This window comes from Caenibius sp. WL, assembly GCF_019803445.1.
GTDB lineage: Bacteria > Pseudomonadota > Alphaproteobacteria > Sphingomonadales > Sphingomonadaceae > Caenibius.
The window spans coordinates 2,617,887-2,632,268 of the sequence record NZ_CP081844.1; the positions used below are offsets into that span (position 1 = coordinate 2,617,887).

Annotated in this window: 12 protein-coding genes; 5 read left to right on the plus strand and 7 right to left on the minus strand. The window is 62.5% G+C overall.

Going from position 1 to position 14,382, the window contains the following annotated elements; translation table 11 throughout:
• Positions 1–12: 12 nt before the first annotated feature.
• Entirely contained in the window at positions 13–1,470 is a 1,458-nt protein-coding gene (locus K5X80_RS12520) for a zinc-binding dehydrogenase (RefSeq protein WP_222558055.1), read from the minus strand.
• Positions 1,471–1,643: 173 nt separating this feature from the next.
• Between K5X80_RS12520 and K5X80_RS12525 the strand changes: the two genes are divergently transcribed.
• Positions 1,644–2,441 (plus strand): SDR family NAD(P)-dependent oxidoreductase, encoded by a 798-nt coding sequence (locus K5X80_RS12525; RefSeq protein WP_222558056.1) that lies wholly within the window; start codon positions 1,644–1,646, stop codon positions 2,439–2,441.
• A gap of 59 nt (positions 2,442–2,500) precedes the next feature.
• A complete protein-coding gene (locus tag K5X80_RS12530) occupies positions 2,501–3,250 on the plus strand; it encodes an SDR family NAD(P)-dependent oxidoreductase (protein WP_222558057.1) in 750 nt (249 codons plus the stop codon).
• On the opposite strand, the gene K5X80_RS12535 is transcribed toward K5X80_RS12530, so the two are convergent.
• A complete protein-coding gene (locus K5X80_RS12535; RefSeq protein WP_222558058.1) occupies positions 3,247–4,455 on the minus strand; it encodes an MFS transporter in 1,209 nt (402 codons plus the stop codon). The genes K5X80_RS12530 and K5X80_RS12535 overlap by 4 nt on opposite strands.
• 75 nt (positions 4,456–4,530) lie before the next feature.
• The gene (locus K5X80_RS12540) at positions 4,531–6,051 is read right to left on the minus strand and encodes an acyl-CoA carboxylase subunit beta (protein WP_222558059.1); all 1,521 of its coding nucleotides are present in this window, start codon (positions 6,049–6,051) and stop codon (positions 4,531–4,533) included.
• A 191-nt stretch (positions 6,052–6,242) separates the two neighbouring features.
• On the opposite strand from K5X80_RS12540, the gene trhO reads away from it, so the two are divergent.
• The 3 genes from trhO to K5X80_RS12555 all read left to right on the plus strand — a co-directional run bounded on the left by trhO (position 6,243) and on the right by K5X80_RS12555 (position 8,912).
• The gene (trhO, locus tag K5X80_RS12545) at positions 6,243–7,256 is read left to right on the plus strand and encodes an oxygen-dependent tRNA uridine(34) hydroxylase TrhO (RefSeq protein ID WP_222558060.1); all 1,014 of its coding nucleotides are present in this window, start codon (positions 6,243–6,245) and stop codon (positions 7,254–7,256) included.
• Between the two features lie 40 nt (positions 7,257–7,296).
• Positions 7,297–7,881: a glutathione S-transferase gene (locus K5X80_RS12550; protein ID WP_283249314.1), complete on the plus strand. Its 585-nt coding sequence runs from the start codon at positions 7,297–7,299 to the stop codon at positions 7,879–7,881.
• Between the two features lie 401 nt (positions 7,882–8,282).
• Entirely contained in the window at positions 8,283–8,912 is a 630-nt protein-coding gene (locus K5X80_RS12555) for a TetR/AcrR family transcriptional regulator (RefSeq protein ID WP_222558062.1), read from the plus strand.
• A gap of 76 nt (positions 8,913–8,988) precedes the next feature.
• Here K5X80_RS12555 and K5X80_RS12560 read toward each other — a convergent pair whose 3' ends face one another.
• The 4 genes from K5X80_RS12560 to K5X80_RS12575 form a co-directional block, all read right to left on the minus strand.
• Entirely contained in the window at positions 8,989–10,062 is a 1,074-nt protein-coding gene (locus K5X80_RS12560; protein WP_222558063.1) for a tyrosine-protein phosphatase, read from the minus strand.
• A 12-nt stretch (positions 10,063–10,074) separates the two neighbouring features.
• Positions 10,075–12,618: a TonB-dependent receptor gene (locus tag K5X80_RS12565; RefSeq protein ID WP_222558064.1), complete on the minus strand. Its 2,544-nt coding sequence runs from the start codon at positions 12,616–12,618 to the stop codon at positions 10,075–10,077.
• Positions 12,619–12,704: 86 nt separating this feature from the next.
• The gene (locus K5X80_RS12570) at positions 12,705–13,730 is read right to left on the minus strand and encodes a FecR family protein (protein ID WP_222558065.1); all 1,026 of its coding nucleotides are present in this window, start codon (positions 13,728–13,730) and stop codon (positions 12,705–12,707) included.
• A 2-nt stretch (positions 13,731–13,732) separates the two neighbouring features.
• Positions 13,733–14,305, minus strand: coding sequence for an RNA polymerase sigma factor (locus tag K5X80_RS12575; RefSeq protein ID WP_222558066.1), 573 nt, complete (start codon positions 14,303–14,305; stop codon positions 13,733–13,735).
• Positions 14,306–14,382 lie beyond the last annotated feature (77 nt).

The window sequence follows — 14,382 nt, forward strand, 5'->3', positions numbered from 1 at the left end:
ATAATGGTGGTTTCAAGGCGTCAGGATGATCTTGCCGCCCACACTGCCCTGCTCCATCATCCGATGGGCATCGGCCACCCGCTCCAGCGGCAGCCGCTGCGCGATGGGCACCCGCCGCCTGCCCGCCGCCCATTCGCGACAGAAGCGTTCCAGCCGGGCCCGGTCGAATGTCACTGTCAGCGTGCAGCACCGCTGGGTGGAATCGGCCGGGGGCTGCGGCGGGGGCACGGCAATGGATGCGAATGTTCCATCGGGCTGGAGACAGGCGAACAGCCGCGTGGCCAGTTCGCCGCCAATCGTATCGCCCACCGCATCGAACGGCCCTGCGGCAGCCAGCGCGGCCTCGTCCGCCGGATCGATCACGCCGCTCACCGGCAGGTCCGCGATCGCGGAGCGCGCCGCCGGGCGCACGGCGGCATAGACTTCGGCCCCGGCATCCAGCGCGGCCATCACCGCCGCCCGGCCGGTGGAACCGGCCGCCCCGGCGATCAGGACACGGTCTCCCGGCCGGGGGCGAATACCGCTTTCGACAAGCTGCGTTCCGGTCAGCACGCCGGTGGGCGCCGCGGCGGCTTCCGCCAGATCGAGCGCTTCGGGCACTTTGGCGAGGGCCTCCTGCCCCGCCAGCACATGGCTGGCATAGGCTCCATCGGCGAACGGGTTGAGCATCCCGGCCACGCGATCGCCCACGGCAAACTGCGTGACACCCGGCCCCACGGCCTCGACAATACCCGCCACGTCGCCGCCGATCTGGGCCGGAAAGCTCAGCGGCACGAATTCATGCAGAACCCCGCGCCGCGCCTTGATATCCACGGGATTGACCGCAGCCCCCGCCACCCGGATGCGCACTTCGCCCGGCCCCGGCGGGGGAACGGTGACATTTGCAATACGGAACAGATCCGGCTCGCCATAGCCTGCCAGCAACGCCGAACGCGCCGCCACGTCCGCGCCGCTATTCTCATCAGGCGATTCGGGCAGTGAAGCGGAAAAATGGTTCGCCCGCGCCTGCAATCGTTCGACCAGTTCCTCGAACATCGGCGTGCGTTCCAGCAGTTCGAGAATGACGCCCGGCGCATCGGGGGAACGAAAATAGACGAAGCGCTGCCCTGCTGCCTCGCCATCGGCGAAGCGTTCCATTCCGCGGGCTTCGGCTTCCGCCGCTTCCCGCTCGATTTCGGAAGTTACGCTGGCCAGTCGTTGCAGGCCGACAATCGGACGGTTCAGGGCATCATGGAAAGGCGAAGGCCCATCCCCCGCCACTTCGATCAGTTCGACGATCCGCCCGTCATGCCAGGCCACCGCGACGTGAGCAGGCAGAGCGATCTGCCGCTCTCCATAACGCATGGCCAAAGTCAGCCCGCGAAACACCGTCCACGGCCCGACCCCCATCTGCCGTTCCCAGAACGCGATTGCCCGGTCGAGATCGTCCGATGCGAAGCTGATCTGATCGAAACCCGAAAACCATGCCACCATGCATCCCCTTTCCAGCGCTCTTGTGGAATGGGTTCCCAGAGGGTGCAAGCCGCTTTCCAAACAGGGTAGCCATACCGTTCATGATGCATTGCGGTTGTCCGATGCGCCTCGTAAAGATCGGTCTCGCGCCAGACGCGACCCCGTAACACACAGAGCATAGAAAGAGGATCATGAGCGGAAGGTTTGACGGCAAGGTTGCCATTGTTACCGGCGCGGCGCGCGGAATGGGCGAAGCGACCGCCCGCCTGTTTGCCCAGGAAGGCGCTAAGGTCATCGTCGGCGATGTTCTTGAGAAAGAAGGCAAGACCCTGAGCGAAGCCACCGGCGGCGCGCTCGAATTCGTGAAGCTCGACGTGTCCAGCGAAGCCGATTGGATCGCGCTGGTCGACCATGTGATGGCCAGGCACGGCCGGATCGATGCACTGGTGAACAACGCCGCCGTCACCCACTTCGCGCCGCTCGAAGAATTGCAGGCCGACGACATCGACCGGGTTCTCAGCATCAACGTCAAAGGCGCCATGCTCGGTCTCAAGCATGTCGGCAAAGTGATGCTCGACGCGGGACGCGGGGCGATCGTCAACATCTCCTCGGTCGACGGCTTCCGCGGCGCCAACACGCTGGCCCTCTACAGCAGTTCCAAGTGGGCCGTGCGCGGGCTGACCAAGACGGCCGCGCTCGAATTCGGGCCGCGCGGCGTGCGGGTCAATTCCGTGCATCCCGGCGGGGTCGACACCGCGATGGGCAACCCGCAAGGGCAGACTGGCGAAGAACGCAACTGGGCCTATGGCCGCGTGCCGTTGCAGCGCATCGGCGAGCCGCATGAAATCGCCGCGGCCAGCGTGTTCCTCTGTTCCGACGACGCCAGCTATATCGCGGGCGCGGAACTGGCCGTCGATGGCGGTTGGGCTGCAGGCTATTACCACTCCTATCTGCCCGGTGCCCCGGCGGCGATCGCCGGAACCAACTGATCCGCAATACTATACCGCCCGATGCCCACAAGGCGTCGGGCGGCCAAGGAAGACGCCCCATGTTCAGGCTGGATGGGAAAACCGCACTGGTCACCGGCGCCGGTTTCGGCATGGGCGCGGGGATTGCCCGCGCATTGGCAAGGCAGGGCGCGCGGATCATCGTCAACGATATCGATCCGGCCCGGGCCGATGCGATGGCGCAGGAACTGGCCCAAAACGGTCACACCGCCATCGGCATCCCTTTCGATGTGACCGATATGGCGGCGGTCCGCACCGCCAAGGCTGAAATCGCGGCCCAGTTCGGCACGGTCGATATCCTCGTCAACAACGCGGGCAATGCGGGTGCGGGCCGGTTCGCGCAGATGAAATTCGCCGACATGACGCCGGAGGACTGGGAACCGTTCATCGCCGTCAATCTCACCGGCGTGCTCAACTGCACCAATGTCTTCCTACCCGATATGTGCCAGCGCAAATGGGGGCGGATCATCACCATATCGTCCGACGCCGGCCGCATCGCCCTGCCCATCGGCGTATCGGTCTATGGCGCTGCGAAAGCGGGGGCAGCGCACATGATGCGCCATGTCGCGGTGGAAGTGGCGGAACACGGCGTCACCGCCAATGCGATTGCACTTGGTCATATGAACACCATCGGCGAACCCTTCGCCAGCCAGATCATCCCCACCATCCCGATGGGCCGCCTCGGCACGCCGGAGGATGCGGCGGCGGCCGTGGTGTTCCTCTCCTCCGACGAAGCCGGCTGGGTCACCGCCGCGACCATTCCGGTAAACGGCGGCGGCCCGGCCATCTAGGCCGAATGCGCGTGCTGCTCCCTGAGCCCGATCAGGAAGAACGTAACCGAGGCAAAAGCGCATCCGGCGACGATGCAGGCGATCACCGCCGCATAACCACCGGCCACATCGTGTAGCCAGCCCGCCAAGGGCGGCAGCAGGAATGTCAGCGGCACGGTGAAAAGCCCGAACAAGGCCAATGCCTTGCCCAGCACCGCCTGTCCGAACAGGCGCGAACAGATCACTGTCATTGCCGGAAAAGTGCCCGCGCCGCACATTCCGATCACGATCAGCATTGCAAGCGTCAGCGCAAAGCCCGGCGTGGCCACCAGAGCAAGCCAGCTTGCCCCCAATCCCGCGGCTGCCAGCGCCAGGGCCCGGCCGCCGCCGACATGATCGCACAGCCAGCCAATCGAAAATGCTCCGCACACGGCAGCCACACCCATGACCGAAGCCATAAAGGCTGCCTTCCCCGGTGAGGTGCCCTGCTCCACCAGCAACGAAACGACGTTGGCCACCCCGGTGATCGACACCGCGTTGATAAGGCCCCCTGCCAGCACCAAAACCCAGAAGACCGGGCGAGAGAGGATAGCCCCCGCTTCGGGCCCGCCACTGCCTGCATCGGCATGAACTCCCGTGGCCGCGACCGGAGCCCTGCGGATACCGGCGATCACCGCCAGCAACGCAAAGTGCAATATGGCGACCAACGCATAGAATCCCGCAAGCCGGGCCCGTTCGATCACCAATGTGCCCAGCATCGGCATCAGGCTCAACAGAATGGGCATGGTCGCCAGCCCAACCGCCCTGCCGCGCGATTCAGGAAACCAACCGCCAACCAGCAAACCGACCGGCAGTGTGCCCGACATCGCCACTCCCGGTCCGATCAGCAGGCCGAACGCCACGAAAAATAGCGCGATCTGCGATGACACAGCCAACAAGGCGTAGCCGCTTCCTGCAAGCGCCGCGCCCACCATCATCGTCCCGCGAAAGCCGAAACGATCGACCGACCGCGAAATCAGCGGCCCGAGCAGCCCCATGGCGAGAACCACCAGCGAGAAGCCGAGCGAAATTGCCCCTCGGCCCGCGCCGTAGCGTTCCTGCAAGCCGATCATGCTGATCCCGAACGTGCCATAGGAACAGCCGATCACAAGATTCTGCGACAGCAGGCCCCGCATCAGCATCCATCCACGCTGCGTCGCCCGCTGGCGTTCGTCTCTTCCTGTCATTCCGTGCAAACCCGTTGTGCGGCGGGAATAGAGACATCCGCGCCCATTTTCTTCCGCTGGCCTCTACCCGCCCGTTCAGGGCAGGATACCCGCCTGGTGCACCGGCCCATCGCCCTGCGCACCGCGCGCCTGTGTCAGAGCAAGGCCATGCAACAGGGCGTTGCGCAGATCGCGCGGATCGATCACATCGTCATATTTCATCCCGTCAGCCAGATGATAGGCACTGCCTGCCTGCTCCGCCTCCAGCCGGGCACGTGTGGCATCGTCCAGCTTGGCCGCATCGGCTGCCCCGCCGACCGGCATGGCCCCCAGCGTGATCGACGGGAAGGCATAGACCGCCGTCTGCCTGTCGAACGGGTTCATCGCCATGATCGAAGATCCGAAGCCGAAAGCCTTGCGCAAGGTGACGTGTATCTTGGGCGAGCGCAAGCGATGCTGCGCCATGAACATGCGCGCCGCGTGGCGCAGGATGCCGCTCTTTTCCGCAACCGTCCCGGCCATCACTCCGGGATTATCGGTCAGGAAAATCGCGGGAATGCGGAAAGCGCCGATCACATCGAGGAAATGCGCAGCCTTATCCGCCGCCGCGGCATCGATCGCACCCGCCCTGACACTGGGATCGTTGGCGAGGATGGCCACGTTGCGCCCGCCAATCCGCGCCAAACCGGTGACAAGAGAGGCCCCGAAGTGCGGCTGGATTTCAAGGAAGCTGCCTTCATCCACCACCAGCCGCGCCAGTTGGCGCATGCTGAACGGCATGCGCGGATCGGGACTGACAAGATCGAGCAGTTCCTCAATCCTGCGTGGTCCGCAATCGCCGCTTTCGCGCACGGGTGGCGCTTCCCAGGCATTGGATGGGAAATAGGAAAGGTATGTTCGCGCTAGAGCAATGGCGGCGGCATCGTCTTCCACCAGATTGTGGACCAGGCCCGATTGCATCACGTGCACATCCGGCCCGCCCAGTTCTTCCTTGGTCACCACTTCGCCCACCGCTGCTTTCACCAGCGGCGGCCCGGCGGCGAAGATCGACGCCTGCCGGGTCATCGCCACGAAATCGCACAGCGGCGCGGTGAGCGCGCCATGCCCGGCCGATGCCCCCATAACCAGGCTGACCAGCGGCACCATGCCCGACAGGGCGGCAAGGCCCTGCAGATCGTTCGGCGTGCGCCCATCATGGCTATTGGTCGGCCGATGGCCTGCCCCTTCCAGCATGAAGACCAGCGGCAGGCGTTCCTGCGCGGCGATCTCGGTCAAACGGTAGCGCTTGTCGGCAGCGGGCATGCCAATGGAGCCGCCGAGCACGGTGAAATCTTCCGCGCCCGCCAGCACAGGCCGCCCGTCCACTTTGCCGAACCCCGCCACGAAAGCATCGCATGGCGCGGGCGCATCGCCCCCTTCGGAGAGAACGCCGGTAAAACCGCCGATTTCAACGAAAGCGCCGCCATCGAACAGCGTTTCAAGCCGCTGGCGCGCATTGAGCTTGCCGCTGGCCGCCTGCCGGGCCAGGCGTTCTTCGCCCCCCATCGTCCGGCCGAACGCCCGCCGCCGTTCCAACTCGTCCAGAATTGCGCCCCACTTTGCCGCCGATCCGCTCACCGCACCCTCTTTTCTCCCTGCCCTTCTGACAGGTAACGGCGGTGTCGATAGCACAGACTGGCTTTCAGGCCAGCGGTGACCCCGTCAGAAAATCGCCGAATTCGTGCAATAACGGTATGCTTTGCCGCAAGGAGTGGGCAAAGCGCGCCTGACTCATATCCCCCGACCCACCCGGTGGGCACCGGTTCGACATGGACGATAAAAACGTGACTTCCCCCCCGCCCCCCACCTCATCACCAATCTGTGTGGCAGCGCTTTACCAGTTCACCCGGTTCGAAGACCGCGAAGCGATCCGTGCGCTGCTGCTCGCACTGTGCGAGCGGCTTGGCATCAAGGGCACGTTGCTGATCGCGCATGAAGGGATCAACGGCACGGTCGCCGGAACGCAGGCGGCCATCGACGCCCTGCTGGCCCATATTCGCACGCTGCCAGGCTGCGACCGGATCGAAGCCAAATTTTCCGCCGCCGAAACGATGCCGTTCCATCGCATGAAAGTGCGGCTGAAGCGTGAAATCGTGACGATGGGAGTCGACACCATCGATCCACTGACCATCGTCGGAACCTACGTTCGGGCTGAGGAATGGAACGCGCTGATTTCCGATCCCGAAACCATCGTGATCGACACACGCAACGATTATGAAGTGGCGGCGGGCACCTTTGCCGGGGCAATCGACCCGCACACCCGTACTTTCCGGGATTTTCCCGCTTGGTTCCGCGCCGAGCGCGATAAGTTGCTGGGTGAAGGCAAAGCGCCGAAAGTCGCCATGTTCTGCACCGGCGGCATCCGCTGCGAGAAGTCGACCGCGTTCCTGAAAGCAGAAGGGGTCGAAAACGTCTTCCACCTCGAAGGCGGTATTCTCAAATATCTCGAAACGGTGCCGGAGGAAGCGAGCTTGTGGCGCGGCGAATGCTTCGTGTTCGATCAGCGTGTCGCCGTGGGGCACGGGCTGGCGCCAGGGACGCATGAACTGTGCCATGCCTGCCGCCGCCCGGTGAGCGTGGCGGGCCGCGCTTCCCCCCTTTACGAACCCGGAGTCAGTTGCCCCGCCTGCCATGATGAGCGGACCGAGGAGCAACGCACCCGCTATCGCGAACGCTATCGGCAGGAATGTCTCGCCAGTGAACGGGGCACAACACATGTCGGAGCGATGCGCCCCGCAAGCGATGGCGCGGATAACAGGGACGATACCGGTGGAGGCGTCTGATCTTCCGATCCTCTACAGTTTCCGGCGGTGCCCCTATGCCATGCGGGCACGGCTGGCCTTGCTGATCAGCCAAACGGATTGTGAGCTGCGCGAAGTCAAACTGGCGGCCAAGCCACAGGCAATGCTCGCCGCATCGCCCAAGGGTACGGTTCCGGTGCTCGTTCTGCCGGATGGCCGCGTGATCGACGAAAGTCTCGAGATCATGCGGTGGTGCCTTTCACGGCACGATCCGGAAGGCTGGCTGGAACGGGACGATCCCGCCATGATCGCCACCAATGACGGTGCGTTCAAGCATCACCTTGATCGCTACAAATACCCTGAGCGCCATGGCAGCGATGCCGGTGAACACCGCGCTGCGGGTTTGAATCTTCTCCATCAGTGGGACGAGCGTTTGCAGGGACAGGCCAATCTGCTGGGCGATCAGCGTGGGCTTGCCGACATGGCGATCATGCCTTTCGTCCGCCAGTTCGCGGAAACCGACCGGACATGGTTCGACGCCCAGCCGCTCCCGCGCTTGCAGGCATGGTTGCAGGGCCATCTCGCTTCACCGCTGTTCGCCGCCGCAATGGTCCGGCACACGCCGTGGAAGGAAGATGATCCGATAGTGGTGTTTGGATCGCATTGAAAGCGATCAGCCACGCATGCCATTCGCAGAGCGAAGCTGATTTCGCGCAACGTGCCGGGCAGGTTCTCCCCAGACCCTGACCCGGCACCCGCACTTGATCGGTCAACCATCACAATGGCATTTGCCGTCGCCCCGGCACCTGCCAATGCTGCCGACCGAACCGCGGCTGGCCCTCGTTACGAGAGCAATCTTGCCAGCCAATGAAGGGATAAACCCGCCATCCGCCCTCTCCGCGCCACCCCTATCCTTGCCCTGCGGAACCGGAGCACCGGCCGGACAGGTGGAATGTACGCTGGATTTCTTATTCAGCCATCCTAACGGGCTGTCAATCTGTTACCCCATAAAATTTGCATTGTCCGACCAAGCGTGACAATCGGGCGCCGGATAGTGGAGCGACAGGCATGAAAGGGCGGCGTCCCGGGACACTCACCGAACTGCAACTGCAGCAGAAAAAGGAAAGCCGCGACAAGATCGTTGCGGCAGCCAATGCGCTGTTTGCCCGCTGTTCCTATATCAGCACCTCGATCGAGGATATCGCGCGCGAAGCGGGCATCAGCCGCGTTACCTTCTACAAGCATTTCAAAAACAAACTTGAGGTGGCGATCGGCATTCTCGATCAATACGCCAGCCATATGATCGACGATTACGGTTCGCTCGGCCGGTATTGCGATCCCGACACCGCGCAGATCGCCGCCTGGATCAAGCACATTCTCGCCCTGTGGCGCAGCCAGCGGGACAGCATGGACACGCTGGCCAGCCTCGTTCGGCAGGATGCGCAGATCGGCGCCCGGCGCACGCGGGCCTACACCCGCACCATCGCCCGGCTGGGCGACGGCATCCCAGCGTTTGCCGTGGCCGCGAGCGGGACGAACGAGGAAGCTAATATCCGCGCACACCTGCTGCTGATCGAACTGGAAAACCTCTGTTACGAACTCGTCATCAGCGAATGGCCGGTCAACGAAGACATGGCGGTGAACGTCCTTGCCGAGCACTTTCGCGATTTCATCGAAAGAACCACTGGCCCGGCCTGATCACTGCCTTGCCGCGCGCCACCACCTTCGAGGGGCAGCCTCGCCATGTGCTGCGACGCCACCCCTGCCCGGCCCCTCATTCCAGCAGATCGCTGCGCAGTTTGGTGAGCTGGGCGTCGGTTACACCCAGTTCGTCACGCAGATAGCTCGGCACCGAGCCGTATTTTTCGCGAATGGAAGCGAACGCCGCTTTTATGTAATCGGGATCGGACGCCAGAAGCGGTTGCAACACGTCCCGCGGCAGCTTGGCCAGAGGGCCGAGCGCCTCGCTATTTTTGGATTCATCCATCATCTTGCCGAAATCGAGCACCTTTTCGCTCATCGCATAGTCGGCGAAGACCGTTTCATCGGGAACGCCCAAGGCGCTGAGAATGAGCGCCGCCGCAGTGCCCGCGCGATCCTTGCCCGCCGAACAGTTGAACGCCAGCGGGATTTCGCCGCCGGCAAGACGCTGGAATATCTCGCGATAGGCCGGGGCCTGCTCTACCGGCAGTTCGCGGTACATAGCCGTCATGGCCTGCTTCATCTGTTCCGCCGTGGCGCCCTTGCGCAACATCGCGCCAAGATCGCCGCCGCTCATGTCATAATCGCGGGTCCAGTAGGCGATGTTCGCGGCCTCCACCCATTTGTTCGGTTCGGCGCTGCGTTCATGCTTGGTCCGCAAGTCGCAGACCGATTTGATGCCGAGCTTGGAGAGGTACTGGTAATCGGCGGGGGTAAGCCCGGCCATAGTGCCGGAGCGGAACACCTTGCCCCATTTCACCCGCTTGCCATCCGCCGTGGCATAGCCGCCAAGATCGCGGAAATTGCGCCCGCCTTCCAGCGGAAGAACCCGTTCCGCCACCCATCGGCCCGCCCCGCCATCGGCCGTGACATAGAAATAGGGCCTGTCCTTGCCTTCCGGAGTAACCGATGCCTTGCCGTCCGTGTCATCATCGACCAGCAACCGCATCGCTTCCTTCGGCGCATTGGCCCTGTCAGAGACATAGATATCCACCGGCCCACCCGCCGGGCTCCAACTGATGGCATAAGCGCCGCCCTCACCCCGTTCGACCGCCACCTGATCGATGGCGGCGACGCCGCCCTCCTTGCAGGATGCCAGCGCAAGCGCCAGCAGAACGGCGGTTGCGGGGAAACCAATTTTGCGCATTTTCCTCTCCGGTCAGAACGTTATTCGTGCTTCAAGCCCATAGGTACGGGGTTCATTGAACAAGACATTGTTGATGTTCGCAAGGCCGGGGCCTGCAACGGCGACCTGGAAAGATCTGAATTCCGCATTCGTCAGATTCTTGCCCCACAGCGAAAGCGCCAGCTTCGCGTTACCGCCGCCGATGTCCAGATCGCGCAGGGTTATGCGGCCGTTGAGCATGGCATAGGCGCCCGTGGTCGGAGAGGTTGATCCACCGGTATAAAAACTGCTCGAATAGACCGCGTCGAAATGGGTGGCGAGCACGGCCCCTGCGAAGGGAGAAAACTCATGGTCGAGAGCCAGCGATGCCGAATGTTTCGGTGTGTAGAGGACAACCCCCCGCTGAATCGCCATGCTGAACGGATTCACATCCACCGCCGCTTCCCAGTCGGTGAAGGAATAGCTTCCCGAAAGCGTCAGGCCAGTCGCGATGCGCGCAGTCAGGTCGACATCGAGACCTTTGATGGTCGTCGGCTTAGGAGTGTTGAGAGTCTCATAGTTTGATGGGTTGGCCGGATTGACGAAATCGACCTGCCGACCGCTGTAGCGGGTATGATAGGCGGCGATATTGAACCGAACACGCCGGTCGAACAGTTCCGTCTTGGCCCCGATTTCCCATGTAGAGACCTGCTCCTCGGCAAACGGGCGATATGTGACAGAACGCGAATTGGCGCCACCGGCGCGATAGGCCCGTCCCCACTTCACATAGGTGTTGACCGCATCCGTCCAGTCAAAAGCCACCGTGAAGGCTGGATCGATACGCTTTGACGCAAACCGGAACGGAATATCGATCACCGCGCCGCGTGCTCGCGTTAATGAGCCATACCGCCGATCATGCGTCCAACGCAGGCCTGCCGTCAGGTGCAGCCGTTCGTCGAGAATGGGCGGTGTATAGGTTGCCTGTCCGAAAATCGCTTTCGAACGTGCAAAAACATCGGCGGCCCTATCCGGATAGCTCGCCCCGCCCAAAACGACGGGCAGGAGCGTGTACCCGGTGCCATCGCTGTTGAACCGCGCCGAGAACGGGCCGAAAGCAAGATCGTCCGCGTCTTCCTTGAAATAGAATCCGCCGAGAATGAACTGGAGGTTATCGAACGACCCAAGAAACTGGATTTCCTGGCTGAACTGATCCTGGTTCACATCGGCATAGCTCAGCCGCGAGAATGTGCCGTTTGGCGCATAAGGCCGCAACAACATCCCGTTGTTATCATATTGTTCCTGTGAAAGTTTACGATAGGCGGTAATGGACCGTAATGTCAGATTGTCGGTAATATCCCATTTTGCCTGCAGGCTATGGCCAGAGACCTTGGCAACGCTCGGCTCGAGTGCAACCCCGGCGCGTCCCTTTCGCACCCGCTTGTCCTCCACCGAAAAAATCGGCGGAAGGGGGGCAGCACCTTTGAGCAGATCCCCGATCTGCGTATAGCCGATCACCGAATTATCGCGTGATTTGTCGAAAGAATAATAAAGTTCGAAATTGGGCGCGGGTTGCCACAACACGCTGACCCGCCCGCCGCGCCTGTCCACATCATACCAGTCCGAAGCGCCAGCCAGCGGGTTCTTCACCCACCCGTCACGCTTGTTCCACAGACCGTCCAGCTTGATCTTGAAACCTGCAATCTCGGGAAGGTTGAGATGGGCGCGTATACTGCGTCCCTTCCAGTTCGATATTCCGGCAGTAACATCAAGGCCCAGCTCGCCTGTCGGACGCTTCGACACCATGCTGATTGCGCCGCCGACCGCGTTGCGCCCGAACAACGTACCCTGTGGGCCGCGCAGGATTTCCATCCTTTCAAGGTCGAACAGTTCCGACCCAAGCCCCTGTACCCGGCCGAGATAGACCCCATCGACATAAATACCCACAGTCGGGTCACGGCTGATCTGCGTGGCATCACCCGGACTGATCCCACGCATGGTCACGGTCATGGATGAGGGGCGACCGGCGGTTGGAGTTACACGTAACGACGGCACGGCCCCGGTGGAAAGATCGCTCAGAGATCCGATGCCACGATTCTGCAAATCATCAGCACTCATGACAGCGATCGAAATCGGCGTATCCTGGAGCGATTCCTCCCGCTTCTGTGCGGTCACGATGATTTCAGACAGCCCGGCACCACTTCTGGTCGGCGCTTCTTCCACAACTGCAGGGGCCGTGGCCACGGCAGCCACTGGGGCTGGCGGTGCGGTATAGGCGATTTTCTGCGGGCGCTGTGGCGCCGCCTTGATCAGATAGGTGCGCTCTCCCGATTTGCGCGCTTCCAGCGGCGTGCCGCGCAGCATCTGATCGAGCGCATCGTGCACATCTGCCGTACCTTTCACCGGATTGGTCGTCACCCCGCGCAGCGTTTCGCCCGGAGCGATCACATCCACTCCGGCCTGCTGCGCAAAGGTCTGGATCGCCTTGTTCGCGGGCATCGCGGGCAAATCGAAATCCCGCTGCTGGGCCCATGCGGGCGATACCCAAGCCAGACTGCCACCAAACACGCCGCAGGCCAGAGCCACTTTCAATCCGTTCATACCCTCTCCCCTCATCGGCCCATTCAGGTCCGTTAAAGAGAAGGATGCTCGCCACCGGACAATCCGCCTTCCCACCAGCAGATTTTTTATCTTTTTCTTCGCAGCGTGATCGCGCCGCCTTCAAGGCTGGCCTGCAGGTCGAACAGTTCCGCCACCGCCCTGGCGAACCCCATGGGGTCGTCGGACGAGAAAACGCCGCTGACCGTCCGGTTCAGCATTCGCGGATCGTCGACATCGATCCGCACCGGCTCATAGCGCCCGAAGGCTGCAATCGCGGTCCGTAGAGGGGTATCCTCGAAAGCGATCTTGCCTTCCCGCCACAGCAATTCGCGATCCATCGCTTCGCGGCTCAGCGTCATCCCGGAAAGGCGATTTCCGGTGAGGAACAGGATTTTGGTGGGCGCAGCCACGGCAAGCGGGGTGGCGTGAACGGGGGTGAGATCCACCGTCCCCTCCGTCACCAGCAGTTGCGGGCGCTTATTCGGCAATTGCTGGATGGCGAAGCTCGCTTCTTCGGCACGCACATCGAATCCCTTGGCTTTGACGAGGAACGGACGCTGCCTGTCGGGCGCGACATCGTATAATGCTTCCCCGTGGACCAGTTCCACGGTGCGCGACATCTCATCGAACAGCACCCGCAGTTTCGAACTCGTGTTCAGGGCAACCCTCGTCCCATCCGCCAGCCGGATATCGCGCCTTTCCCCCAGCCCCGTTTGAAAGGTCAGCGCCCGTGCGGGCTGGCCTGTCGCGAAAAAGGCTGTGGCCATGCCAACGGCGGCCACACCCCCCAAACCGCCCAGAAATGCCCGCCTGGACACCTTGGGCGCGGGAACAGCCGTCTCCTCGCGCGCCATGTCTTCGGGCTCGTTGTCGGTTTCGGTGTGGAGATAGCGGCCCCAGGCATCCGGATCGGGCAAATGGGCAAAGGCCTTGATTCGCCCCGCCTGGCCAAACACCGCTTTCGCACGCATGTAAGCGCCGTAATGCCGCGCATCCGCCGCCAGCCATGCGGCCAGTTGCGTCTCTTCGGCGGGGTTAAGGCCGCCGTCGATCCGGGCAATCCAGTCGAATGCCGTTTGATTGATCTGGTTGTCGTTCATCGTGGCGATCATCTTCAGCTTTGCTGATCACGCTTGCTATCCGAATCCACAGATGCACGAGCCCCCCTGTTTCCGCCGCGCCCAATTTTGTGCGCGAGCGTATTCAGTGTCCTGGCAAGCATCTTCTGGACGGCATTTTCCGACAGGCCAAGCTTCTGGCCGATGGCCCTGTGCGAAAGATCATGAATCATGCGCAGCGTGAAAACCGTCCGATGCGGTTCTCCCATCTGCTCCACCGCGCGGGCCAGCAGCCGCAATTGCTCCCTGTCCGAAACGTGTATTTCGGGCGATGGCGCATCATCGGATATGCGCAACTGCTCCATATCCGCGAGCACTTCGATCGACACCAGTTTCGCGCGCCGCGCATGGATCAGGACAATGGACCGGGCAATCTGGATGAAATAGGCTCTGGGGGTCAGGATATGCGCAACGGAGGGAAGACCGGCGATCTTGGCATAGGATTCCTGGATGATGTCTTCCACTTCCAGGCCATCGGGAAGATGCCATTTCCGGATCGCTTTGCGTATGGCGAATTCGTGGGGCAGGATATGTCTGGCAAGCCAGAGAGCCCTCGCATCATCGTCCATTGCCTCTTCCCAGCCTGCCCGCCGCCCTATCTCCTTATCAGGGGAAAAATCTCAGGATACAATGCCCGACCCGGCTT